This is a genomic window from Stenotrophomonas sp. Marseille-Q4652, from assembly GCF_916618915.1.
GTDB lineage: Bacteria > Pseudomonadota > Gammaproteobacteria > Xanthomonadales > Xanthomonadaceae > Stenotrophomonas.
Genome location: NZ_CAKAKE010000001.1, coordinates 328956 through 349556 on the forward strand (window position 1 = coordinate 328956; position 20601 = coordinate 349556).

Below are 20601 nucleotides of genomic sequence, written 5' to 3' on the forward strand. Positions count from 1 at the left end.
AAATCCCAATGGTGGGGTGACGGCGTCCGCTTGGTCACACCTATTGGTAGAGGCTAGCGGAACGACGGTTAAAAGCTGGTGCGGTGCCGCCGTGACGGGGTGCTGAACTTTTCCCGGGATTGGCGGTCTCATTGCCCGACGTCGGTTGGGCTGACAGGAGTGGCGGCCCGCTATGGCCGAGGTTGATACACCGCAGGAGCTTGATCTGGAGCTGGTCCGGCGCGTGCAGCGCGGCGAGAGCGCGGCGTTCGACGTGCTGGTACGCAAGTACCAGCACCGCATCGTCGCCCTCATCGGGCGCTACATCGCCGACTGGAGTGAATGTCAGGACGTGGCCCAGGACACTTTCGTGCGCGCCTACCGCGCGATCGGGAATTTCCGTGGCGACGCCCAGTTCTATACCTGGTTGCACAGAATCGCAGTGAACACGGCCAAGAACTACCTGATGGCGCACAACCGCCGGCCCCCGACCGATGACGTGGACATCGGCGATGCCGAGCAGTTCGACGGCGGGGCGCGCCTGCGCGATACCGACACCCCCGAGCGCGAGCTGATGCGCCAGGAGCTGGAGAACACGGTGATGAAGGCGGTCAACGCGCTGCCGGAGGAGCTGCGTTCGGCCATCACCCTGCGCGAGGTGGAGGGCCTGAGCTACGACGAAATCGCACAGAAGATGGGGTGCCCGATCGGCACCGTGCGCTCGCGGATCTTTCGTGCCCGCGAGGCCATCGATGCAGAACTGCGTCCGCTGCTGGACACCGACAGCGCCACCCGCGAACGAAGCCGCATATGAGCAGGACCATGATCCCCAACGATTCCAACGGTTTGTCTTCGGACAAGTTCGATACCCACCACCGGCAACAGCTGTCTGCGTTGGTCGACGGCGAGCTGTCGGCCGACGAGGCCCGCTTCATGCTGCGCCGGCTCGAGCACGACGCGCAGCTGGGCGGCTGCCATGAACGCTGGCACATGATCGGTGACGTGATGCGCGGCCAGGCCTGCGCGCCGGCGCCGGTGGATTTCAGCGCCCGCGTGCGCCTGGCCGTTGCGGCCGAGCCGGTACCGGCTGCCACCCCGCGTCAGAGCCGTGCCGTTTCTGGCTGGATGCGCTGGAGCGGCGGTGCCGCGATCGCGGCGTCGGTGGCCGCGCTGGCGATGTTCATGGGCCGCGGGCAGATGCCGCAATCGCCGGCCGAAGCGCCGGCGCCGATGGTCGCCACCGTGGCCGACGTGCCTGCACCGGTGGCAGCCGCCAGCGTGCCTGTGCCGGTGCCGGAGCCCGTTCCGGCTCCGGCTCCCGCTCCCAGCGCCGCGGAACTGGTAGCCAGTGCCGCCCCGGCGGTTGCGGTGGCCGCGGCCACCCGTCGCCCGGAAGCCAGCCGCCGCGGCAGTGCCACCCGCAACCAGCAGGTTGCACGCGCTGCCAGCCTCCGCCAGGCCGAGGCCATCCCCGCGGTGGCAGCAGTGGCGGCCCCGGCCACGGCCCTGCCGGTGGCGCAGGACAATCCCTTTGCCAGCCTGCAGGCACCGTTGCCTGCCCGTCCGTGGCCGCGTTCGACGGTGGCAAGTGGCCTGCCGCAGGGCACGTTCAACGCTACCCTGTCCGCGCAGGAGCCCGGTTCGCCGACGTTCTATCCGTTCGAGCCCCGGCTGCCGGCCGACACCCCTTCCCACGGGACGGCACGGGGGGAGTGACCCCGCTGCCCCCCACGCTTGCGCGCGGCCCGTCCGCGGGCCCGCTCCCTTTGTTTCCTGACCAACCGGAGGTTCGCGTCCGATGACCCATAGCATCCACACCAAGGCGCTGGCCCTGCTGGCCATGACCTTGCCCCTGGTCGCCTGTGCCCAGGACAGCACGCCCACCGCCGCCAACGACCCGGCGCCGGCAGCGCGCACCGTGGCCCCGGCCCAGCCGCTGGTCAGTGGCCTGCCGGACTTCACCCAGCTGGTCGAGCAGGTGCGCCCGGGCGTGGTCAACATCGAGACCACCATCGTGCGCAACCGCCAGGTGCGCCGCTCCGGCCCGGACATGGACCAGATGCCGGAGTTCTTCCGCCGCTTCTTCGGCCCGGATTTCCCGATGCCGGGGCAGGGCGAGGACGGTGGCCCCAGCATCCGCGGCCGCGGCATGGGCTCGGGCTTCATCATTTCGGCCGACGGCTACGTGCTGACCAACCACCATGTGATCGACGGTGCCAGCGAGGTCAAGGTCCGCCTCAGCGACCGCCGCGAATACACCGCCAAGGTTGTCGGCAGCGATGCCCAGTACGACGTGGCCCTGCTCAAGGTCGATGCCAAGGGCCTGCCGACCGTGCGCGTGGGTGACTCCAACACGCTGCGGCCGGGCCAGTGGGTGGTGGCGATCGGCTCGCCGTTCGGCCTGGAACACTCGGTGACCGCCGGCATCGTCAGCGCGGTCGGCCGCAGCACCGGCGGCCAGGAACAGCGCTACGTGCCCTTCATCCAGACCGACGTGGCGATCAACCAGGGCAACTCGGGCGGCCCGCTGCTGGATACCCGCGGCCAGGTGGTCGGCATCAACTCGCAGATCTTCTCCGCCTCCGGCGGCTACATGGGCATCAGCTTCGCGATCCCGATCGACCTGGCGATGGGCGCGGTCGAGCAGATCAAGAAGACCGGCAAGGTCAGCCGCGGCCAGCTTGGCGTGGTGGTGCAGCAGGTCACCGCGCTGGAGGCCGAGTCGCTCAAGCTGCCCGATTCGCGTGGCGCGCTGGTCAACCAGCTGGTCGAGGATGGCGCCGCGGCGAAGGCCGGCGTGGAAATGGGTGATGTGATCCGTTCGGTCAACGGCAACGAGATCAACAGCTCCAGCGACCTGCCGCCCCTGATTGGCGCGCTGCCGCCGGGCAGCAGGGTCAAGCTGGGGATCCTGCGTGATGGCAGGCAGCGCGAGATCACCGTGACCCTGACCGAACTGGCCGAGGATGCGCAGCGCAGCGCCGCCCCGTCGCTGGAGGGTGCGCCAGCCAGGCCGGAGACCGGCGCCAACGCCCTGCTGGGCCTGGAAGTGGCCGAGCTGACCGCAGCCGAGCGTCGCCAGGCCGGCCTGGGTGCCGGCGAGGGCGTTCGCGTGACCAAGGTCAACGGCGCCGCTGCACGCGAGGCGCGCCTGGCTCCGGGCATGGTGATCCTGCAGGTCGGCCGCAACCCGGTCGGTACGGTGGCCGAGCTGAACCGCCAGCTGGGCGGCTACCGCAAGGGTGACGTGGTGATGCTGCTGGTCCGCTCGGGCAGCTCCAATGCCTTCGTGACCGTGAAGCTGGGCGACTGACCGGTTCTGCCGGCACCTCTCCGCGGCCGGCAGCGAGCCTCGTGCTCCTGTCGGCCGTTCATTCTGGGAGCCAGGCCGGCCGGGCGTTCCGCGCCACTGCCCCGGGCGTGCGATAATTTGCCGTTACCCTGACGACGCAGTGCCGCCGCCGCCACCTATGTCACACGATTCAATGCGGTACATCCGCAACTTCTCCATCATCGCCCACGTCGACCACGGCAAGTCCACCCTGGCTGACCGGATCATCCAGATGTGCGGCGGCCTGCAGGCCCGCGAGATGGAAGCCCAGGTGCTGGACTCCAATCCGATCGAGCGCGAGCGCGGCATCACCATCAAGTCGGCGTCGGTGTCGGTGACCTACACCGCACGCAATGGCGAAACCTACTTCCTGAACTTCATCGACACCCCCGGCCACGTCGACTTCTCCTATGAAGTCAGCCGCTCGCTGGCCGCCTGCGAGGGCGCGCTGCTGGTGGTCGATGCTGCCCAGGGCGTGGAGGCGCAGTCGGTGGCCAACTGCTACACCGCGGTGGAGCAGGGCCTGGAGGTGGTGCCGATCCTCAACAAGATCGACCTGCCGACCGCCGACATCGACCGCGCCAAGGCCGAGATCGAGGCGGTGATCGGCATCGACGCCACCGACGCGGTGGCGGTCTCGGCCAAGACCGGCCTGAACATGGAGGAGGTGCTGGAGGCGATCGTCCACCGCATCCCGCCGCCGGTGGACCGTGGCAGCAACAAGCTGCAGGCGCTGATCATCGACTCGTGGTTCGACAACTACCTGGGCGTGGTCTCGCTGGTGCGCGTGATGCAGGGCGAGATCAAGCCGGGCGACAAGATCCTGGTCATGTCCACCGGGCGCTGGCACCAGGTCGACAAGGTCGGCATCTTCACCCCCAAGCGCAAGGAGACCAAGGTCCTGCGCGCCGGCGAGGTGGGCTGGATCACCGCCTCGATCAAGGACGTCCATGGCGCCCCGGTCGGTGACACCCTGACCCTGCTGGCCGACCCGGCCCCGGAAGCCCTGCCGGGCTTCCAGGAAATGCAGCCGCGCGTGTTCGCCGGCCTGTTCCCGGTCGACGCCGAGGACTACCCGGACCTGCGCGAGGCGCTTGAAAAGCTGCGCCTGAACGATGCGGCCCTGCGCTTCGAGCCGGAAAGCTCCGAGGCGATGGGCTTCGGCTTCCGCTGCGGCTTCCTGGGCATGCTGCACATGGAGATCGTCCAGGAGCGCCTGGAGCGCGAGTACGACCTGGACCTGATCAGCACCGCGCCGACCGTGGTCTACGAGGTGCTGCGCAGCGACGGCGAGATCATCAACATGGACAACCCGGCCAAGCTGCCGCCGGTGAGCAACGTCCAGGAGATCCGCGAGCCGATCATCCGCGCCAACATCCTCACTCCCGAGGAATACATCGGCAACATCATCAAGCTGTGCGAGGAAAAGCGCGGCGTGCAGATCGGCATCACCTACATGGCCAGCCAGGTGCAGATCAGCTACGAGCTGCCGATGGCCGAGGTGGTGCTGGACTTCTTCGACAAGCTCAAGTCGGTGTCGCGTGGTTATGCCTCGCTGGACTACCACTTCGTGCGCTTCGAGCCGGGCCCGTTCGTGCGCGTGGATGTGCTGATCAACGGCGACAAGGTCGATGCGCTGTCGCTGATTGCCCACCGCAGTCATGCCGACCGCCGTGGCCGCGAGCTGTGCGAGAAGATGAAGGACCTGATCCCGCGGCAGATGTTCGACGTGGCCATCCAGGCCGCGATCGGCTCGCAGATCATCGCCCGCACCACGGTCAAGGCGATGCGCAAGAACGTGCTGGCCAAGTGCTATGGTGGCGACGTTTCGCGCAAGAAGAAGCTGTTGGAGAAGCAGAAGGAAGGCAAGAAGCGCATGAAGCAGGTGGGCCGCGTGGAGATCCCGCAGGAAGCCTTCCTCGCCGTGCTGCAGATGGACAACAAGTAAGTCCCGGGCGGGCAGGGCACCGGTGCCGGCGTCCTGCCTCCATCCGGCGGCCTGGTACCCGTGGCAAAGGATGACGAATGAAATGGTTTGAAATCGCACTGGTGGTGCTGACCCTGGGCTCGGGCCTGGTGGTGCTGCTGGACAAGCTGGTGCTGGCCAGGCGCCGCGCCGAGCATGCCGGCCTGCTGGATTCCGAGCCGGTGCTGGTGGACTACTCGCGCGCGTTCTTCCCGGTGCTGGCCGTGGTACTGGTGCTGCGCAGCTTCGTGGCCGAGCCGTACAAGATCCCGTCCAGCTCGATGATGCCGAACCTGCTGATCGGCGACTTCATCCTGGTCAACAAGTTCTCCTACGGCTTCCGCCTGCCGATCACCAACACCAAGTTCATCCCGGTCGGCGAGCCCAAGCGCGGCGACGTGGTGGTGTTCAAGCCGCCGCATGCCCCGGACCAGAACTGGATCAAGCGCGTGGTCGGGTTGCCGGGTGACCGCATCGGCTTCCACGGCGACACGCTCTACATCAACGACGAGCCGCTGCGTTACGAGCTCATTGGCAAGTACGAGGGCAAGGGTCGCGGCCGCGACATGACCGGCTCGACCCTGCTCACCGAGGAGTTGCCGGGCCGTGCCCACACCGTGCTGGAGTGGGTGGACCGCGCCAACCCGGCCGGACAGGGTGACTGGCTGGTGCCGGAAGGCCACTATTTCGTGATGGGCGACAATCGCGACAATAGCGAGGACAGCCGCTTCTGGGTCGAGACCAACTTCCTGCCGGAGCAGAACCTGCGCGGCAAGGCGTTCCTGATCTGGCTCAATTGCGAAGACTGGTTCTGCAAGGGGAGCTTCGATCCGTCGCGTATCGGATCGGGCATCAAGTAACGACAACGCGTATCTGGGGATATCGCTATGAAGGGCAACAAACAACGTGGCATGACGCTGACCTCGTTCCTGGTAGTGCTGATCGTGGTGGCGTTCGCGCTCTACGTCGGCATGAAGCTGCTGCCGATGTACCAGGAGTACTACTCGGTGCGCACGGCACTGAAGGGGCTGGCCAACGAACCGGGCAGCGCCGACATGGATCCGTCCAAGGTGCAGGACCTGTTCTTCCGCCGCATGGACATCAATTACTCCGATCACGTGAAGCCGGAGAACGTCAAGTTCGAACGCATCGACGGCGGCTGGCGCATGAAGGTGGCCTACGAGGTCCGGCGCGAGCTGATCGGCAATCTCGACGTGGTGGGCAAGTTCGACACCTCCCAGGACCTGAAACGACGCGGTGGTGACTAAGACGTTCCAACGGGGTGACCTGATCGGCCATCCCTTCCGTGACCAGGGCCTGCTTGCACAGGCCCTGACGCACCGTAGTGCCGGTGCCCCGCACAACGAGCGGCTGGAGTTCCTCGGCGACAGCATCGTCAACATGCTGGTGGCCCAGGCGCTGTACCAGCGCTGGCCCAAGGCCGACGAGGGCGCACTGACCCGCGCTCGCGCCTCGCTGGTGTGCGAAGGGGCGCTGGCGACCATCGCCCGCACCCTGAAGCTGGGCGAGCGCCTGACCATGGGGCCGGGCGAGATGAAGTCCGGCGGCCATCGCCGCGACTCGATCCTGGCCGATGCGCTGGAAGCGGTCGTGGCCGCGATCTACCTGGATGCCGGTTTCGAGGCCTGCCGCGCGGTCGTGCTGCCGTGGTTCGAAGCCTCGCTGCAGGCGCTGCCGGCCACCGGCAAGCCGGAGAAGGACCCCAAGACCCGGTTGCAGGAATGGCTGCAGGCGCGGCAGAAGGGCCTGCCCGTTTATGAACTGGTCTCCGAAACCGGCGACGACCATGCCAAGCTTTTCCGCGTACGCTGCAGCGTGGCCGACCCGGCCGTGACCACCGAGGGCGAAGGCACCTCGCGGCGACTGGCCGAACAACAGGCGGCTGCCACCGCCATCGAGCGACTGGATTCAAAGTGAACGAGACCACCCCCCATCGTTGCGGCAGCGTTGCCGTCATCGGCCGTCCGAACGTCGGCAAGTCCACCCTGACCAATGCCCTGGTCGGCGCCAAGATCAGCATCGTCTCCAACCGGCCGCAGACCACGCGCCACCGGTTGCTGGGCATCGCCACCTTCCCGGAAGGCCAGCTGGTGCTGGTCGATACTCCCGGGCTGCACCGCCAGCAGAAGCGGGCGATGAACCGGGTGATGAACCGCGCCGCGCGGGGCTCCCTGGATGGCGTCGATGCCGGGCTGCTGGTGATCGAGGCCGGTCGCTGGGACGAGGAAGACACCCTGGCCTTCAACGTGCTGCGTGATGCCGGCATCCCGGTGGTGCTGGTGGTCAACAAGGTCGACCGGCTCAAGGACAAGGGTGCCCTGCTGCCGTTCCTGCAGCAGGTCACTGAAGGGCGCGACTTCGCCGCCGTGCACCCGATCTCCGCGCTCAAGCGCAATGGCCTGGAGCAGCTGGTCAAGGACCTGCTCAGGCTGGTGCCCGAGGCGCCGCCGATGTTCGGCGAGGACGAGATCACCGACCGCAGCCAGCGCTTCCTGGCCGGCGAACTGGTGCGTGAGCAGCTGATGCGCCAGCTTGGCGAGGAACTGCCGTACGCCACTACCGTGGAGATCGAGCGCTTTGCCGAGGACGGCAACCTGCTGCGCATCGGTGCGGTGATCTGGGTCGAGCGCGAAGGCCAGAAGGCAATCGTGATCGGCAAGGCCGGGGCGCGCCTGAAGGAAATCGGCGCCAAGTCGCGCCTGCAGATGGAACGCCTGTTCGGTGCCAAGGTCTTTCTGGAGACCTGGGTGCGCGTGCGCGAGGGCTGGTCCGACGACGAGGCCGCACTGAAGGCCTTCGGCTACGGCGAGAACTGATTCACCAGGGCCCGGCGCGCCTGATCCATGCGCATCGAGGACGAGCCGGCCTACGTGCTGCACGCCCGGGCCTGGCGCGAAACCAGCCTGCTGGTCGAGGTGCTGAGCGAGAACCACGGCCGCCTCGGCCTGCTCGCCCGCGGCGTGCACGGCCCGCGCAAGCAGCCGCTGCGCGCGGCCCTGCAGCCCTTGCAGGCGATCCGCTTCAGTGCGGTGCAACGCGGCGAACTCGCCCAACTGCGCGGTGCCGAGGCGATGGATGCCGCACCGCGCCTGGCCGGCGACAGCATGCTCGCCGGCTTCTACATAAACGAACTGCTGCTGCGGTTGGCCCCGCGCCAGGACCCGCTGCCCGAGCTGTATGACGCCTACGCCCGGGTGCGCCAGCGCCTTTCGGCCAGTGAGCCGCTGGCCTGGAGCCTGCGCCGCTTCGAGCGCGACCTGCTGGAGGCACTGGGCTTTGGCTTTGACCTGGCGCACGCGGCTGACGGCCAGCCGATCGATCCGGCGGCGCGCTACCAGCTTGATCCACTGGAAGGGCCGCGCCGCGTGCTCAGCGAACGCGCCGGCCAGCACCGCCGTGACATGGCCACCGGTGCCGCGCTGCTGGCGCTGGGCGAGGACCGCCAGCCCGGCACTGCCGACCTGGCCAGCCTGCGTCCGGTCATGCGTGCGGTACTGGCCCACCATCTGGGCGGGCGCGGCCTGAAATCCTGGGAAATGCTCGATGACCTGGCGCGGCGCCGGCAGCGGCCGGACCGCGCGCAGGATTGAGTTAGTGCAGCAGCGCGGCGACCGCCTCGCTGAACTGGTTGCGTGCCTGCATCGATCCCGGATGGTGGTGCAGCTCGCGCACCGCACGGCCCAGGCGGGCCGCCCCGACAAAACCACAGCTGGCCTGCAGGCGATGCAGCTGGCCCCGCAGCGCGGCCTCGTCCTGGCGCTGCAGCGCCGCGACCACGGCTTCGTGGGTCACCGGCAGTTCGGCCAGGAACAGTTCGCGCAGTGCCACCAGGTGGGTGCGCTGGCCGTTCAGTGCCGCCAGCGCGGCGGTTTCGTCCCAGTCGCCCAGCGGCGGCTGCCCGGCCGGCGGCGGATGGTCGTCGGCGCCACGGGCCAGCGCCCGGCGCACCGCCTTGAGCAGGGCGTCGGCGGTCATCGGCTTGACCAGGGTTTCGCCAAACCCGGCCCGGCGCAGGGATTCGCGCATTCCCGCGGTACCGTCGGCGGTGTGGGCCAGGGCCGGGACGCACGGCCAGCGCCGGCGTAGCTGCCGCAGCAGGTCGCCGCCGCTGCCGTCGGGCAGGTAGGCATCCACCAGCCACAGGTCGTAGCGGGTTTCCGCGGCCAGCCGCATGGCTTCGGCTACCGAGGCCACCGCATCCACGTTGGCCGGCAGCGACTCCAGGGTCGCCAGCAGGAAGCGCTGGCTGATCGGGTCGTCCTCCACCAGCAGCAGGCGGGGCAAGGGATCCTGTCCGGGAATCATGAGGGCTGCCTCCATGTCAGCTGTCCGGGCATCTTCAACCACGCCGGGCGCCGCTGCAACCGGGCGAGCCAAGCTCCGGTGCGCTTTCTGCGACAATAGCCGGCCATTTTTTGCCCGCAGCCTGTAGCCAAGTGGCCCGATCCCGCTCCCGCCTCGACAAGACCCCCTTCCAGACCGAAATCCTCGACCTCAGCCACGATGGCCGCGGCGTCGCCCGCCGCGACGGCGAGGGCGGCAAGGTCACCTTCGTCACCGGCGCGCTGCCGGGCGAGGTGGTGATGGCCGAGCAGACCGGCAAGAGCCGCCACTTCGACGAGGCGCGCACGGTGGAAGTGCTGCAGGCCTCGCCGCAGCGCGTGCAGCCGCGCTGTCCGCATTTCGGGGTGTGCGCCGGCTGCGTGCTGCAGCACCTGGAGGAGTCGCAGCAGATCGTGGCCAAGCAGCGCGTGCTGATGGACAACCTCGAGCGCATCGGCCACGTCAAGCCGGAAACGGTGCTGCCGCCCCTGGTCGGCGACAGCTGGGGCTACCGCCGCAAGGGCCGTTTCTCGGTGCGCCGGGTCGAGAAGAAGGACAAGACCCTGGTCGGCTTCCGCGAGCTGGATCCGCGCTTCGTCGCCGACCTGTCGCTGTGCCTGACCGTGATCCCGGAGATCGGTACCAAGGTCGCCGCGCTGTCGGCTTTCATTGAATCGCTGGAAGGCAAGCGCGACATCCCGCAGATCGAGTTCATCGGCGGCGACAGCGCGATTGCGCTGACCGTGCGCCACCTGCAGCCGCTCAGCGATGCCGACCGCCAGGCCTGGATCGACTTCGGCCAGCAGCATGGCTTTGCGATCTACCTGCAGCCCGGCGGTCTGGAGTCAGTACATGCGCTGTGGCCGGCCGAAGGCGTGGCGCTGTCGTTCCGCCTCCCGCAGTGGGACGTGGAACTGGCGTTCCGTCCGCTGGACTTCATCCAGGTCAACGCCAAGCTCAACGAGAAGATGATTGCCCACGCGCTGGAGCTGCTCGGCGCCGGCCCGGACGAGCGCGTGCTCGACCTGTTCTGCGGGCTGGGCAACTTCACCCTGCCGCTGGCGCGCACCGTGCGCGAGGTGTTGGGCGTGGAAGGCGAGGCCGGGCTGGTGGCACGTGCGCGCGAGAATGCGCAGCGCAACGGCCTGGACAACGCGCAGTTCTTCGCTGCCGACCTGACCCAGGACCAGCGCGCCACGCCGTGGATGCGCCAGGGCTTCGACAAGCTGCTGCTGGATCCGCCGCGTTCGGGCGCGATCGAAGTGCTGCAGCAGTTGCCGCTCAAGCAGTTCAACCGCATCGTCTATGTCAGCTGCCATCCGGGTTCGCTGGCCCGTGATGCGGGTTACCTGGTCAACGAGCAGGGCTTCCGCCTGGTCTCGGCCGGCGCGATGGACATGTTCCCGCACACCGCGCACGTGGAAAGCATCGCCGTCTTCGAGAAGAAGTAAGCCATGGGCATCGAGATCGAGCGCAAGTTCCTGGTCACCGGCGACGGCTGGCGCACTGCCGCGCACGAGGTGGTGCCGATGGCACAGGGCTACCTCAACGATGCCGCTTCGCTGGATGGCGGTACACAGAAGGCCTCGGTGCGGGTGCGCATCGAGGGCGACCAGGCCTTCCTCAACATCAAGTCGCGCGAGCTGGGCCACACCCGCCAGGAGTTCGATTACCCGGTGCCGGTGGCCGACGCCATGCAACTGCTCAAACTCTGCGTGGCCGGCCTGGTGGAAAAGCGCCGGCACCTGGTGCGGCACGAAGGCCACCTGTGGGAAGTCGACGAGTTCCTCGGCGACAACCTTGGCCTCGTGGTGGCGGAGATCGAACTGCAGTCGGCCGATGAAGCCTTTGCGCGGCCGGACTGGCTGGGCGCGGAAGTCACCGACCAGGCGCGCTACTACAACCTGCTGCTGGCATCGCGCCCGTACGCCAGGTGGTCGCCCGAAGAGCGTGGCTAAACACGCTCTATTCAGCGCCCGTAGCCCGTTTCTGACGAAGATTCCGGCTTCTGCGACAATGCGGCAGTGCGCCATCCCGGCGCCCCGCAATGGAGGAACCGCATGCTTGTGATCGGCGTCGCCGGCACCGAACTGACCGCCCAGGAGCGGGACTGGCTGCAGCACGACGCGGTTGCGGGCGTGATCCTGTTCAAGCGCAACTTTGCCTCGCGCGCGCAGGTGGCCGAGCTGTCAGCGGCGATCCGCGCCGCAGCGCCGCGCCCGCAGCTGGTGTGCGTGGACCAGGAAGGCGGCCGCGTGCAGCGTTTCCGCGAGGGCTATACCGAGTTGCCGCCGCTAGAAGGCTTCGGCGCGCTGTATGCAAAGGATCCCGACGCCGCGCTGGCGCTGGCCGAGCAGCATGCCTGGCTGATGGCGAGCGAGGTGCGCGCCAGCGGCGTGGACCTGAGCTTTGCCCCGGTCGTGGACCTGGGACGCGGCAACCTGGCCATCGGCAACCGCGCCTTCAGCGACGACCCGCAGGTGGTCGCCGCGTTTACCCGGGCCTACGTGCGCGGCATGCACAGTGTCGGCATGGCCGCCACGCTCAAGCATTTCCCCGGCCATGGGACGGTGCGTGAGGACACCCACGTCGACCAGGCCACCGATCCGCGCCCGCTTCAAGCGCTGCAGCGCGAGGATCTGGTTCCGTTCGCCGCCGGCATCGAGGCCGGTGCTGACGCGGTGATGATGGCCCATGTGGTTTATCCGCAGGTGGCGCCGGAACCGGCCGGCTATTCCCCGCGCTGGATCCAGATCCTGCGCCAGGAGATGGGCTTCCGCGGCGTGGTGTTCTCCGATGACATCGGCATGGCCGCCTCGTTCACCGCCGGAGGTGTCAAGGCGCGCGTGGATGCGCACCTGGATGCCGGCTGCGACGTGGTGCTGGTCTGCCACCCGGAGCTGGTGGAGGAATCGCTGCAGGCCGTGGCCCACCGCCCGCTCAACACCGCCGCCGTGCTCGGCCTGGTCGGCCGCGGCGCGCTTGGCTGGGACGGCCTGCTGGCCGACGTCCGCCATGGCGACACACAATCCCGTTTGTTCGAAAACCTTGGAAGAACCGTCTGATGCCCAACCTCACCATTGCCCAGGCCCTGGAGCAGGCCGACCTGCTGGTCGACCGCCCCACCATTGACAAGGCCATCGCGCAGATCGCCGACGCCATCGCCCGCGACTACCAGGGCGAGATCCCGGTCTTCGTTTCGATCATGAACGGCGCGATGCCGTTCGCCGGCCTGCTGGCCCTCGCCCTGGGCGAGCGCGGCCAGGACGTGCAGCTGGACTATCTGCAGGCCTCGCGCTACCACGGCGAAGCCGGCGGCCAGCTGGTGTGGAAGCACCGTCCGGTCAGCTCCCTGTTCGGACGCCGCGTGATCCTGGTCGACGACATCCTCGACGAGGGTTACACCCTGCAGGGCGTGCGCGAGTGGTGCCTGGAGCAGGGCGCCACCGACGTGCGCGTGGCCGTGCTGACGGTCAAGAAGCACGACCGCTGCATCCCGGGGGTCAAGGCCGACTATCCGGGCGTGGAGCTGCCGGACCGCTTCGTGTTCGGCTTCGGCATGGATATCGACGAGACCCTGCGCACGCTGCCGGCCATCTACGCGATGAAGCAGTAAGCCGCACCGCGCCGCGGTGGCGGCGCGTGTCGCGCAGGACGCCACGACGGTGGCAATGCCGGGACGGGGTTGATTCCCGTCCCGTGCCTTTGACATGCAACTTCCCGGGACCTGATATGGAACACATTGCCCTGGCCGTGATCGGCGGCACTGGCGTCTACAAGCTGGCCGCGCTGGACGACGTCCAGACGCACAACGTCGAAACCCGCTACGGCACGCCCTCGGGCCCGGTGCGCGTGGGCCGCCTGCTCGGCCAGAAGGTCGCCTTCCTCGCCCGCCACGGCGAGGGCCATTCGCTGCCGCCGCACAGGATCAACTACCGCGCCAACCTCGCTGCGCTGCAGCAGATCGGTGCCACCCGCGTGCTCGCGCTCAACACCGTCGGCGGCATCACCGACGACTTCGGGCCGCGGGTGCTGGCCTGCCCGGACCAGCTGATCGACTACACCTGGGGGCGCATCTCCACCCTGTGCGAGGAGCCGGGCAGCGAGGTGCTGCACGTGGATTTCGGCCACCCGTATTCGCCGGCATTCCGCAGCAAGGTGCTGGCCGCGGCGAAGGTGACCGGCGTGCGCATGGTCGACGGCGGCTGCTACGGCGCGACCCAGGGCCCGCGCCTGGAAACCATCGCCGAGATCCGGCGCATGCGCCGCGATGGCTGCGACCTGGTCGGCATGACCGGCATGCCCGAAGCGGCGCTGGCACGCGAGCTGGAGCTGGAATATGCCTGCCTGGCAATCGTCGCCAACTGGGCGGCTGGTTGCGGCAACGCAGAAGAGATCACCATGGCCGAGGTGCTGGCCAACGTGGAGGCCGCCTCGGCCGGATTGCCGGAACTGGTAGGCGAATTGGCGCGGGGGTGATTGTCAACGCGGTACAAGGTTTGCATACTCCGCCGGTACGCTTCTGCCGTACACCTTCCATTCATTCGCATAAGGTCTTGCATCAAAATGCCGAACGGTACCGTCAAGTGGTTCAACGACGCCAAGGGATTTGGCTTCATCTCACCGGAGGACGGCAGCGCCGATGTCTTCGCGCACTTCTCCGCGATCAATGCCAAGGGCTTCCGCAGCCTGCAGGAAGGCCAGCGTGTCACCTATGACGTGACCCAGGGCCCGAAGGGCGCACAGGCTTCCAATATCACGCCTGCCGAGTGATCCACGCGGCAGTGCATTGAAAACCCCGCTTCGGCGGGGTTTTTTTGTGCCCGCATGGTTGGGGTGTGCCGTTCGTGAAAGTTTCCTTGGCGCCGGTTGACGGGGGTCTCACCGCCGCTGCGGCATAAACGCTCCATCACTTTACGCAGTCGCCGATGCATCCGGCGACCCGCAGGTCCCAGGAGCGTTCCATGGTGTTGACCCCCACGATGATCGAGTCGGAAATCAGCAAGCTGCGTGGGCTGCTGCAGATCCTGCACGACGACCAGCCCGACGTGATGGAGGAGGTGTTCCGCTTCCACGTCAACAACCTCATCGGTCACGCGCCGGAAGACCAGCACCCGCGCATCCGCAGCTGTGCGGCGGAGATGCTGGAGGCCATCCGTGCGCAGCCGCGCGCCGGGGTCATCCACGGCGCTCAGTTCCAGCTGATGCCTGAGCTTGAGCTGGCGCGCACCGCCTGATCGATGTTCACGCCGGTGGCAGCGCCACGGCCAAGCCGTCGGCGCAGGCCACCATCCGTTCGCCGGGCCGCAGCAGTGGCGCCACGCCGGCGGTAAAGCGCGAGAACGCTGGCAGCACCGTCATTCCCTCGCGCAGCCAGAAGGCTGGTAGTTTTCGTCCCAGTCCTGGCAACGCAACCTGCGGGTGCAGGTGTCCGGCCAGCACATGCATGCCCGCACGCGCTCGCGGGTCGTGCCGCAGCAGGAACGGCCCGAGCGCGGCCGATTCCCCATGCACTTCCACTTCCAGTCCGGCTGCGGGCAGTTGCCGGTCATGGTTGCCGGGCACCACGTGCACCTCCAGTTGCGGATTGGATTCGCGCCAGCCCAGCCACTGCCGGTACCACGCGGCGCGGTGTACCGGGCCGTGCAGGATGTCACCGAGGATCCACAGCTCACGGCACGCCCATGTGCGGACCAGCGCATCCAGCCGCTGCAGGTCATCGCGGGTGCCCCCGGCGGGCAGGGCAATCCCCGAGCGCCGGAACACATCGGCCTTGCCCAGGTGCAGGTCGGCGATCAGCAGCGCCTGTCCGGCAGGCCAGTAGAGCGCGCGTTCGCCCAGCAGCAGCACTGGTTCACCGCCGAGTTCGATGCGCACCTCAGCGTCCATGACGCTTCTCCAGTTGCTGGGCCGCGCGCAGCACGCGGGTGCGCCAGTCCTCGTTGCTGAGCTGGCCGCGCATCCGTTCGGCCCACAGCGGAAACGCCAGTGGCGTCAGCGTGCGGGGTGCCTGCAATGACAGCGCCTGGCCTTCGATGCGCTGCAGGCACTGCCGCAGGCCCTCGAAATCCAGGCTCTCCTGCAGCACCTCGCGCTCGGCCAGTGCCAGCAGCAGATGGTGCGGGTCATGCTCACGCAGCACGTCGAACAGCAACCCGGCCGAGGCCTGCAGCTGGCGCAGCGAGCGGGGGGCACCGCCGGGCAGGTTGGGCATCAGCAGCCCGGCCACGCGGGCGATGCCGCGGAACTGGCGGCGTGCCAGCTCGCCCAGGTTGACCGCCGCGCGCAGGTCTTCGAGCAGCTCACCAGCGGACAGCAACTGCCGCCACTGTGCTTCCTCCAGCGCCTGCGGCAGGGCAGGGGACAGCACCAGCCCGTGGTCGTTGACCGCGTAGGCGATGCTGTTGCGCTGCAGCCGCGTGCAGCGCAGCGCCAGCAACGCAGCCAGCGCTTCGTGCACGTGGCGGCCGGCGAAGGGATAGACGAACAGGAACTGGCCTTCGCGGCGGCGTACGTCCTCCACCAGCAGGTGATCGCTGCCGGGTCGTGCCGAGAGCCGGTCCTGCAGCGCCAGCAAGGGTGCGAGCCAGCGCATCTCCGGGCTGTCATCGACACCGGACAGCACCGCTTCCAGTTCGCGGCCCAGTGGCATGGACAATGGCAGCTGGCCGCCCTGCCAGCGCGGCACCGCGCCTTCACCGCCACGGGCCAGGCGCACATAGGCGGTCATGTCCTGCAGTTGCACCAGCTCCAGCAGGCGCCCGGCGAACTGGAAGCGGTCGCCACGGCGCAGGCGGCTGGCGAACTGTTCCTCCACCGCGCCCAGGCTGCTGCCGCGCATGAACTGCACCCGCACGCTGCCATCGGAACTGATCGTGCCGACCGACAGGCGATGGCGCAGCGCCTGGCGGCGGTCATGCACGCGATAGACACCATCGTCATCGCGCACCACCTTGTGGAAGTCGGGGTACTGCGACAGCGCGCGGCCGCCCTGCACGATGAAATCCAGCACCGCCTGCCATTCCGCTTCGTGCAGCTGGGCAAAGGCATGGGTGCGGCGAACCTGGGCCAGCAGCTCGCCGGCCTCGAAGCCGCCAGCCAGTGCACGGCTCACCGCATGCTGGGCGAGCACGTCCAGCGACAGCGTGGGTGGCGGCCGCGATTCGACGACGTCGGCCGCCAGCGCGCGGCGCACTGCGGCGTACTCGGCCAGCTCCAGCGCGTGGCTGGGCACGCACACGACTTCGCCACCGGCACCCGGGCGATGGCGCGCACGGCCGGCGCGCTGCCGCAGCCGCGCCACGCCCTTGGGGCTGCCCAGCTGCAGTACCTGCTCGACCTCCGGAAAGTCCACGCCCAGGTCCAGGCTGCTGGTGGCGACCACGCAGCGCAGCCGCCCATTGCGCAGTCCGTCCTCGACCTGCTGGCGCAGCGCGGGATCGAGCGAGCCGTGGTGCAGCGCCAGCGTGTCGAGGTCTTCGGGCCATACCGCCGACAGCGCCTGATGCCACAGTTCGGCCTGCGAGCGGGTGTTGGTGAACAGCAGGCTGCTGCGCTCGGCCATCAGCGTCTGCAGCACCCGCTGCAGTTGCGCCAGCCCAAGGTGCCCGGCCCACGGGAAGCGATCGCCCGGCTTGGGCAACAGCGTGCGTACCTTCACCGGGCGCGGCCGCACCCCCTGCACCAGTTGCGTATCGTCGCGGCCGAGCAGCAGTACCTCGCGCGCCTGCTGCAGGTTGCCCAGCGTTGCCGACAGGCCCCACAGCTGCATCTCCGGCGCCGCGTCACGCAGCACCGCGAGGTTGAGTTGCAGCAGCACGCCGCGCTTGCTGCCGAGCAGTTCGTGCCACTCGTCCACCACCACGCAGCGCAGCTGGCGCATGCGCGGCAGGGTGTCGGGGTAGGTGAGCAGCAGGGCCAGCGATTCGGGCGTGGTCACCAGCACGTCGATGCGACCCTCGCGCGCGAGCCGGCGTTCGCGGCTGCTGGCATCGCCACTGCGCAAGCCGACCTGCCAGTCCAATCCCAGTCCCTCGATCGGTGCACGCAGCGCGCGTGCGGTGTCGCTGGCCAGCGCACGCAGCGGCGTCACCCACAGCACCTGCAGCGGGCGCACCGAGGTGGCGCGCTTGGGGCGTGGCGGCGGATCCAGCAGCGCCTGCAGCAGCGGGCCGCCGAACATCGCCAGGGTCTTGCCGCTGCCGGTGGGCGTGAGCAGCAGGCCGCTGTCGCCATCGAGGTAGTGCCGCCACATCGCACGCTGGAACGGCAGTGGACGCCAGCCACGCGTCTGGAACCAGCCCGAGAGCCGGCGCATCGCCTGCGTGCGGTTCATCGCGCCAGTGCCTGCAGCTGCGACAACGCATCGGCCTCGCTGGCCGGTTTGTCCTGGCGCCAGCGCAGGATGCGCGGGAAGCGCACGGCCACGCCGGACTTGTGCCGCTTGCTCTGGTTCACCGCTTCGAAGCCGAGTTCGAACACCTGTTCGGCGCGCACGCTGCGCACCGGCCCGAAGCGTTCCAGCGTGTTGGCGCGGATCCATCGATCCAGCGCGAGGATTTCCTTGTCGTCCAGCCCGGAATACGCCTTGGCTACCGGCACCAGGGTGTCGCCGTCCCACACGCCGAAGGTGTAGTCGGTGTACAGCGTGCTGCGCCGGCCATGACCGGCCTGGGCATACAGCAGCACCGCGTCGATGGTCAGCGGATCGATCTTCCACTTCCACCAGTCGCCACGCCGGCGGCCACTCTGGTAGACCGAGTCGCGGCGCTTGATCATCAATCCCTCTACGCCACGCTCGCGGGCCTGGTCGCGCAGCTGCGCAGCGTGTTGCCAGTCGCGTGCGTGGACCTCGGGCGAAAGCTGCACGCGCGGATCATCGAGTGCGCCGATGACCTGGGCCAGGCGCTGGCGGCGCTGCTGTAGCGGCTGCTCGCGCAGGTCTTCGCCGTCGTGTTCCAGCAGGTCGTAGGCCAGCACCCGCACCGGTGTATTGCGCAGCGTCGCTGCGCCCGGCTTGCGCCGCTGGATGCGGGTCTGCAACGCGGTGAACGCGCGCGGCGCATCGACCGCTTCGTCCCAGGCCAGCAGTTCGCCATCGAGCACGCAGCCATCGGGCAGCGCCATCGCCGCCTGTTCGATTTCCGGGAAGCGGCCATCCAGCCGCTCCTCGCCACGCGACCACAGCGCGACTTCACCGCGCCGGCGCAGCAGCTGCAGGCGGATGCCGTCCCACTTCCATTCCAGTATCCAGTCCTGGGCCGGCCCCAGCCGGTCGGTGTCGTCCTCCAGCGGTGATGCGAGGAAGAACGGATAGGGCTGCTGCCGGTCCAGTGGCTGCTCCTCGTGCGAGAGCAAGGCCTCGAGCAGGCGCGGCGAGGGCACCCATTCGCCGAGCATGCGCTGGGCGATGCGTGCGATGTCCAGGCCCGACAGCTCGGCCAGCGCCTGCTGCACCAGCCGCTGCGACACGCCTACCCGCAGCGAGCCGGTCAGCAGCTTGTTGAATACCAGCCGCTCGCCGGCCGGCAACTGTTGCCAGCCGCCGACCACCACCGCGCGGCGCACGTCCCCGGGCTGGTTGGCCACCGCCAGCAGGTGGTCCTCGATCCACTCCGCCAGCGGGCGATCCGCGCCGGCTTCGGCTGGATCGTCCAGCAGCAGGGTGAGGGTCTCGGCCAGATCGCCGACCTGGTCATAGCTGTCGTCCACCAGCCATGCCGGCAGGCCCGACTCCTCGCTGATCCACGAGCGCAGTTCGCTACTGGCGGCGATCTTGCGTCGCGCCCCGCCCACCTTGCCGCCGCTGAGCAGGTACAGCGCCCACGCCGCGTCGTGCGGACGCGCTGCACGGAAGTAGTCCACCAGTGCCGCCCGCTTGTCGCTGGTGGCGGTGCTGCGGTCCAGCCGCTGATAGAGCGAGGCGAAGGCCTTCATTCCTCGCCCCCGAAATCAGTACGGAACGCCTCGGCGGCGACCCCGCGTTCGCGCAGGAACGGAATCAGCGCGTCGGTATTGCCGTGGGTGGCGATCACCCGGCTTGCGCCGGTCTGTTCGATGGTCTGCAGCAGCGCCGGCCAGTCGGCATGGTCGGAGATCACGAAACCGCGGTCGTAATTGCGCCGGCGGCGGTTGCCGCGCAGTCGCATCCAGCCCGAGGCAAAGCCGAGCTGGTGCTTGCCGAAGCGACGCAGCCACGTCGTGCCGGCCGCCGAGGGTGGGGCAATGATCAGCTTGCCGCCCGCATCGGGTTCGCGTCCCTGCTCGGCGACGGTGTGGGTTTCCAGCATGTCGATACCGGCTTCGCGATACACCACAACGCCATTGGCTACGGCGCCGTGCAGCCAGGCCGGCGGTTCGCCCAGGCGCTGCAGTTCGGCCAGCACCCGCTGCGCCTTGCCCAGCGCGTAGCACAGCAGCACCGCGGCCTCGCCGCGTTCGCCGCACTCGCGACGCCAGTCGGCGATCTCCGCGGCGACCGCCGGCGTGTCCGGCCAGCGGTAGATAGGCAGCGCGAACGTCGCCTCGGTGATGAAGGTATCGCAGGGCACCACCTCGAACGGCGCGCAGGTCGGGTCGGGCTGGCGCTTGTAATCGCCCGAGGCCACCCAGACCTGCCGTCCATCATCAAGGCGCACCTGCGCCGAACCCAGCACGTGCCCGGCCGGGTGGAACGACACCCGCACCCCGCCCAGCTCGAAAACATGGCCGTAGTCGTGGCCCCGCACGGATACCTCGCCCAGTCGCCAGTGCAGGATTGGCAGGCTCTCCGTGCTGCAGTAATAGCTACCCATGCCACTGCGCGCGTGGTCGCCATGGCCATGGGTGATCACCGCGCGCGGCACCGGGCGCCAGGGGTCGATGTGGAAGTCGCCGGCGGGGCAATACAGCCCTTCCGGGCGCAGCACCACCAGATCGTCGTTGCGTGCCATGGGGCCACTTTCGCCGCCGGCTCGTGCACGACGTGAGAATGCGGGTGGGC

At 68.6% G+C, this 20601-nt stretch carries 21 protein-coding genes; 16 read left to right on the forward strand and 5 right to left on the reverse strand.

Annotated elements, in window-relative coordinates; all coding sequences use genetic code 11:
• The first annotated feature begins 172 nt into the window (after positions 1–172).
• The 9 genes from rpoE (at position 173) to recO (ending at position 8887) form a co-directional block, all read left to right on the forward strand.
• The gene (gene rpoE, locus LG380_RS01465) at positions 173–793 is read left to right on the forward strand and encodes an RNA polymerase sigma factor RpoE (RefSeq protein WP_225763269.1); all 621 of its coding nucleotides are present in this window, start codon (positions 173–175) and stop codon (positions 791–793) included.
• A complete protein-coding gene (locus LG380_RS01470) occupies positions 790–1695 on the forward strand; it encodes a sigma-E factor negative regulatory protein (protein WP_225763270.1) in 906 nt (301 codons plus the stop codon). Before rpoE ends, LG380_RS01470 begins: the two co-directional genes overlap by 4 nt.
• Positions 1696–1777: 82 nt before the next feature.
• Entirely contained in the window at positions 1778–3292 is a 1515-nt protein-coding gene (locus tag LG380_RS01475) for a DegQ family serine endoprotease (RefSeq protein ID WP_225763271.1), read from the forward strand.
• A 172-nt stretch (positions 3293–3464) separates the two neighbouring features.
• A complete protein-coding gene (lepA, locus tag LG380_RS01480) occupies positions 3465–5258 on the forward strand; it encodes a translation elongation factor 4 (protein ID WP_225763272.1) in 1794 nt (597 codons plus the stop codon).
• 77 nt (positions 5259–5335) lie between these two features.
• Positions 5336–6136 (forward strand): signal peptidase I, encoded by an 801-nt coding sequence (gene lepB / locus LG380_RS01485; protein ID WP_225763273.1) that lies wholly within the window; start codon positions 5336–5338, stop codon positions 6134–6136.
• 27 nt (positions 6137–6163) lie between these two features.
• On the forward strand, positions 6164–6544 hold the full coding sequence (locus tag LG380_RS01490; protein WP_225763274.1) for a DUF4845 domain-containing protein: 381 nt from the start codon (positions 6164–6166) through the stop codon (positions 6542–6544).
• A complete protein-coding gene (rnc, locus tag LG380_RS01495) occupies positions 6534–7214 on the forward strand; it encodes a ribonuclease III (RefSeq protein ID WP_225763275.1) in 681 nt (226 codons plus the stop codon). Before LG380_RS01490 ends, rnc begins: the two co-directional genes overlap by 11 nt.
• Complete coding sequence (gene era / locus LG380_RS01500; RefSeq protein ID WP_225763276.1) at positions 7211–8113, forward strand: GTPase Era; 903 nt, start codon at positions 7211–7213, stop codon at positions 8111–8113. Before rnc ends, era begins: the two co-directional genes overlap by 4 nt.
• Before the next feature lie 27 nt (positions 8114–8140).
• Positions 8141–8887 carry a DNA repair protein RecO gene (recO, locus tag LG380_RS01505; RefSeq protein ID WP_225763277.1) on the forward strand — a complete coding sequence of 249 codons (747 nt, stop codon included), beginning with the start codon at positions 8141–8143 and terminating at the stop codon, positions 8885–8887.
• A gap of 1 nt (position 8888) precedes the next feature.
• On the opposite strand, the gene LG380_RS01510 is transcribed toward recO, so the two are convergent.
• A complete protein-coding gene (locus tag LG380_RS01510) occupies positions 8889–9617 on the reverse strand; it encodes a response regulator (protein ID WP_225763278.1) in 729 nt (242 codons plus the stop codon).
• Between the two features lie 116 nt (positions 9618–9733).
• On the opposite strand from LG380_RS01510, the gene rlmD reads away from it, so the two are divergent.
• From rlmD to LG380_RS01545, 7 genes are all read left to right on the forward strand, one after another.
• A complete protein-coding gene (gene rlmD, locus LG380_RS01515) occupies positions 9734–11071 on the forward strand; it encodes a 23S rRNA (uracil(1939)-C(5))-methyltransferase RlmD (protein WP_225763279.1) in 1338 nt (445 codons plus the stop codon).
• 3 nt (positions 11072–11074) lie between these two features.
• Complete coding sequence (locus LG380_RS01520) at positions 11075–11578, forward strand: CYTH domain-containing protein (protein WP_225763280.1); 504 nt, start codon at positions 11075–11077, stop codon at positions 11576–11578.
• Between the two features lie 102 nt (positions 11579–11680).
• Positions 11681–12685 (forward strand): beta-N-acetylhexosaminidase, encoded by a 1005-nt coding sequence (gene nagZ / locus LG380_RS01525; protein ID WP_225763281.1) that lies wholly within the window; start codon positions 11681–11683, stop codon positions 12683–12685.
• Positions 12685–13236, forward strand: coding sequence for a hypoxanthine-guanine phosphoribosyltransferase (locus tag LG380_RS01530; protein ID WP_225763282.1), 552 nt, complete (start codon positions 12685–12687; stop codon positions 13234–13236). Before nagZ ends, LG380_RS01530 begins: the two co-directional genes overlap by 1 nt.
• Before the next feature lie 116 nt (positions 13237–13352).
• Positions 13353–14099 carry an S-methyl-5'-thioinosine phosphorylase gene (locus tag LG380_RS01535; RefSeq protein WP_225763283.1) on the forward strand — a complete coding sequence of 249 codons (747 nt, stop codon included), beginning with the start codon at positions 13353–13355 and terminating at the stop codon, positions 14097–14099.
• 87 nt (positions 14100–14186) lie between these two features.
• Complete coding sequence (locus tag LG380_RS01540) at positions 14187–14393, forward strand: cold-shock protein (protein ID WP_225763284.1); 207 nt, start codon at positions 14187–14189, stop codon at positions 14391–14393.
• Between the two features lie 191 nt (positions 14394–14584).
• Positions 14585–14857 (forward strand): hypothetical protein, encoded by a 273-nt coding sequence (locus tag LG380_RS01545; protein WP_225763285.1) that lies wholly within the window; start codon positions 14585–14587, stop codon positions 14855–14857.
• Positions 14858–14864: 7 nt separating this feature from the next.
• Here the strand turns inward: LG380_RS01545 and pdeM are convergent, their stop codons facing one another.
• From pdeM to LG380_RS01565, 4 genes are read right to left on the reverse strand one after another with little or no spacing between them, the layout of a single operon-like run.
• Positions 14865–15509, reverse strand: coding sequence for a ligase-associated DNA damage response endonuclease PdeM (gene pdeM / locus LG380_RS01550; protein WP_225763286.1), 645 nt, complete (start codon positions 15507–15509; stop codon positions 14865–14867).
• Positions 15499–17955 carry a ligase-associated DNA damage response DEXH box helicase gene (locus LG380_RS01555; RefSeq protein ID WP_225763287.1) on the reverse strand — a complete coding sequence of 819 codons (2457 nt, stop codon included), beginning with the start codon at positions 17953–17955 and terminating at the stop codon, positions 15499–15501. The genes pdeM and LG380_RS01555 overlap by 11 nt, the downstream gene beginning before the upstream one ends.
• Complete coding sequence (locus LG380_RS01560) at positions 17952–19556, reverse strand: ATP-dependent DNA ligase (RefSeq protein WP_225763288.1); 1605 nt, start codon at positions 19554–19556, stop codon at positions 17952–17954. Before LG380_RS01560 ends, LG380_RS01555 begins: the two co-directional genes overlap by 4 nt.
• Complete coding sequence (locus LG380_RS01565; RefSeq protein ID WP_225763289.1) at positions 19553–20551, reverse strand: ligase-associated DNA damage response exonuclease; 999 nt, start codon at positions 20549–20551, stop codon at positions 19553–19555. Before LG380_RS01565 ends, LG380_RS01560 begins: the two co-directional genes overlap by 4 nt.
• Positions 20552–20601: the final 50 nt, after the last annotated feature.

Coding starts and splice junctions, on each gene's coding strand:
- rpoE (WP_225763269.1), top strand. CDS start 173: ATGGCCGAGGTTGATACACCGCAGGAGCTTGATCTGGAGCTGGTCCGG.
- LG380_RS01470 (WP_225763270.1), top strand. CDS start 790: ATGAGCAGGACCATGATCCCCAACGATTCCAACGGTTTGTCTTCGGAC.
- LG380_RS01475 (WP_225763271.1), top strand. CDS start 1,778: ATGACCCATAGCATCCACACCAAGGCGCTGGCCCTGCTGGCCATGACC.
- lepA (WP_225763272.1), top strand. CDS start 3,465: ATGCGGTACATCCGCAACTTCTCCATCATCGCCCACGTCGACCACGGC.
- lepB (WP_225763273.1), top strand. CDS start 5,336: ATGAAATGGTTTGAAATCGCACTGGTGGTGCTGACCCTGGGCTCGGGC.
- LG380_RS01490 (WP_225763274.1), top strand. CDS start 6,164: ATGAAGGGCAACAAACAACGTGGCATGACGCTGACCTCGTTCCTGGTA.
- recO (WP_225763277.1), top strand. CDS start 8,141: ATGCGCATCGAGGACGAGCCGGCCTACGTGCTGCACGCCCGGGCCTGG.
- LG380_RS01510 (WP_225763278.1), bottom strand. CDS start 9,617: ATGGAGGCAGCCCTCATGATTCCCGGACAGGATCCCTTGCCCCGCCTG.
- LG380_RS01520 (WP_225763280.1), top strand. CDS start 11,075: ATGGGCATCGAGATCGAGCGCAAGTTCCTGGTCACCGGCGACGGCTGG.
- nagZ (WP_225763281.1), top strand. CDS start 11,681: ATGCTTGTGATCGGCGTCGCCGGCACCGAACTGACCGCCCAGGAGCGG.
- LG380_RS01530 (WP_225763282.1), top strand. CDS start 12,685: ATGCCCAACCTCACCATTGCCCAGGCCCTGGAGCAGGCCGACCTGCTG.
- LG380_RS01535 (WP_225763283.1), top strand. CDS start 13,353: ATGGAACACATTGCCCTGGCCGTGATCGGCGGCACTGGCGTCTACAAG.
- LG380_RS01540 (WP_225763284.1), top strand. CDS start 14,187: ATGCCGAACGGTACCGTCAAGTGGTTCAACGACGCCAAGGGATTTGGC.
- LG380_RS01545 (WP_225763285.1), top strand. CDS start 14,585: ATGGTGTTGACCCCCACGATGATCGAGTCGGAAATCAGCAAGCTGCGT.
- pdeM (WP_225763286.1), bottom strand. CDS start 15,509: ATGGACGCTGAGGTGCGCATCGAACTCGGCGGTGAACCAGTGCTGCTG.
- LG380_RS01555 (WP_225763287.1), bottom strand. CDS start 17,955: ATGAACCGCACGCAGGCGATGCGCCGGCTCTCGGGCTGGTTCCAGACG.
- LG380_RS01560 (WP_225763288.1), bottom strand. CDS start 19,556: ATGAAGGCCTTCGCCTCGCTCTATCAGCGGCTGGACCGCAGCACCGCC.
- LG380_RS01565 (WP_225763289.1), bottom strand. CDS start 20,551: ATGGCACGCAACGACGATCTGGTGGTGCTGCGCCCGGAAGGGCTGTAT.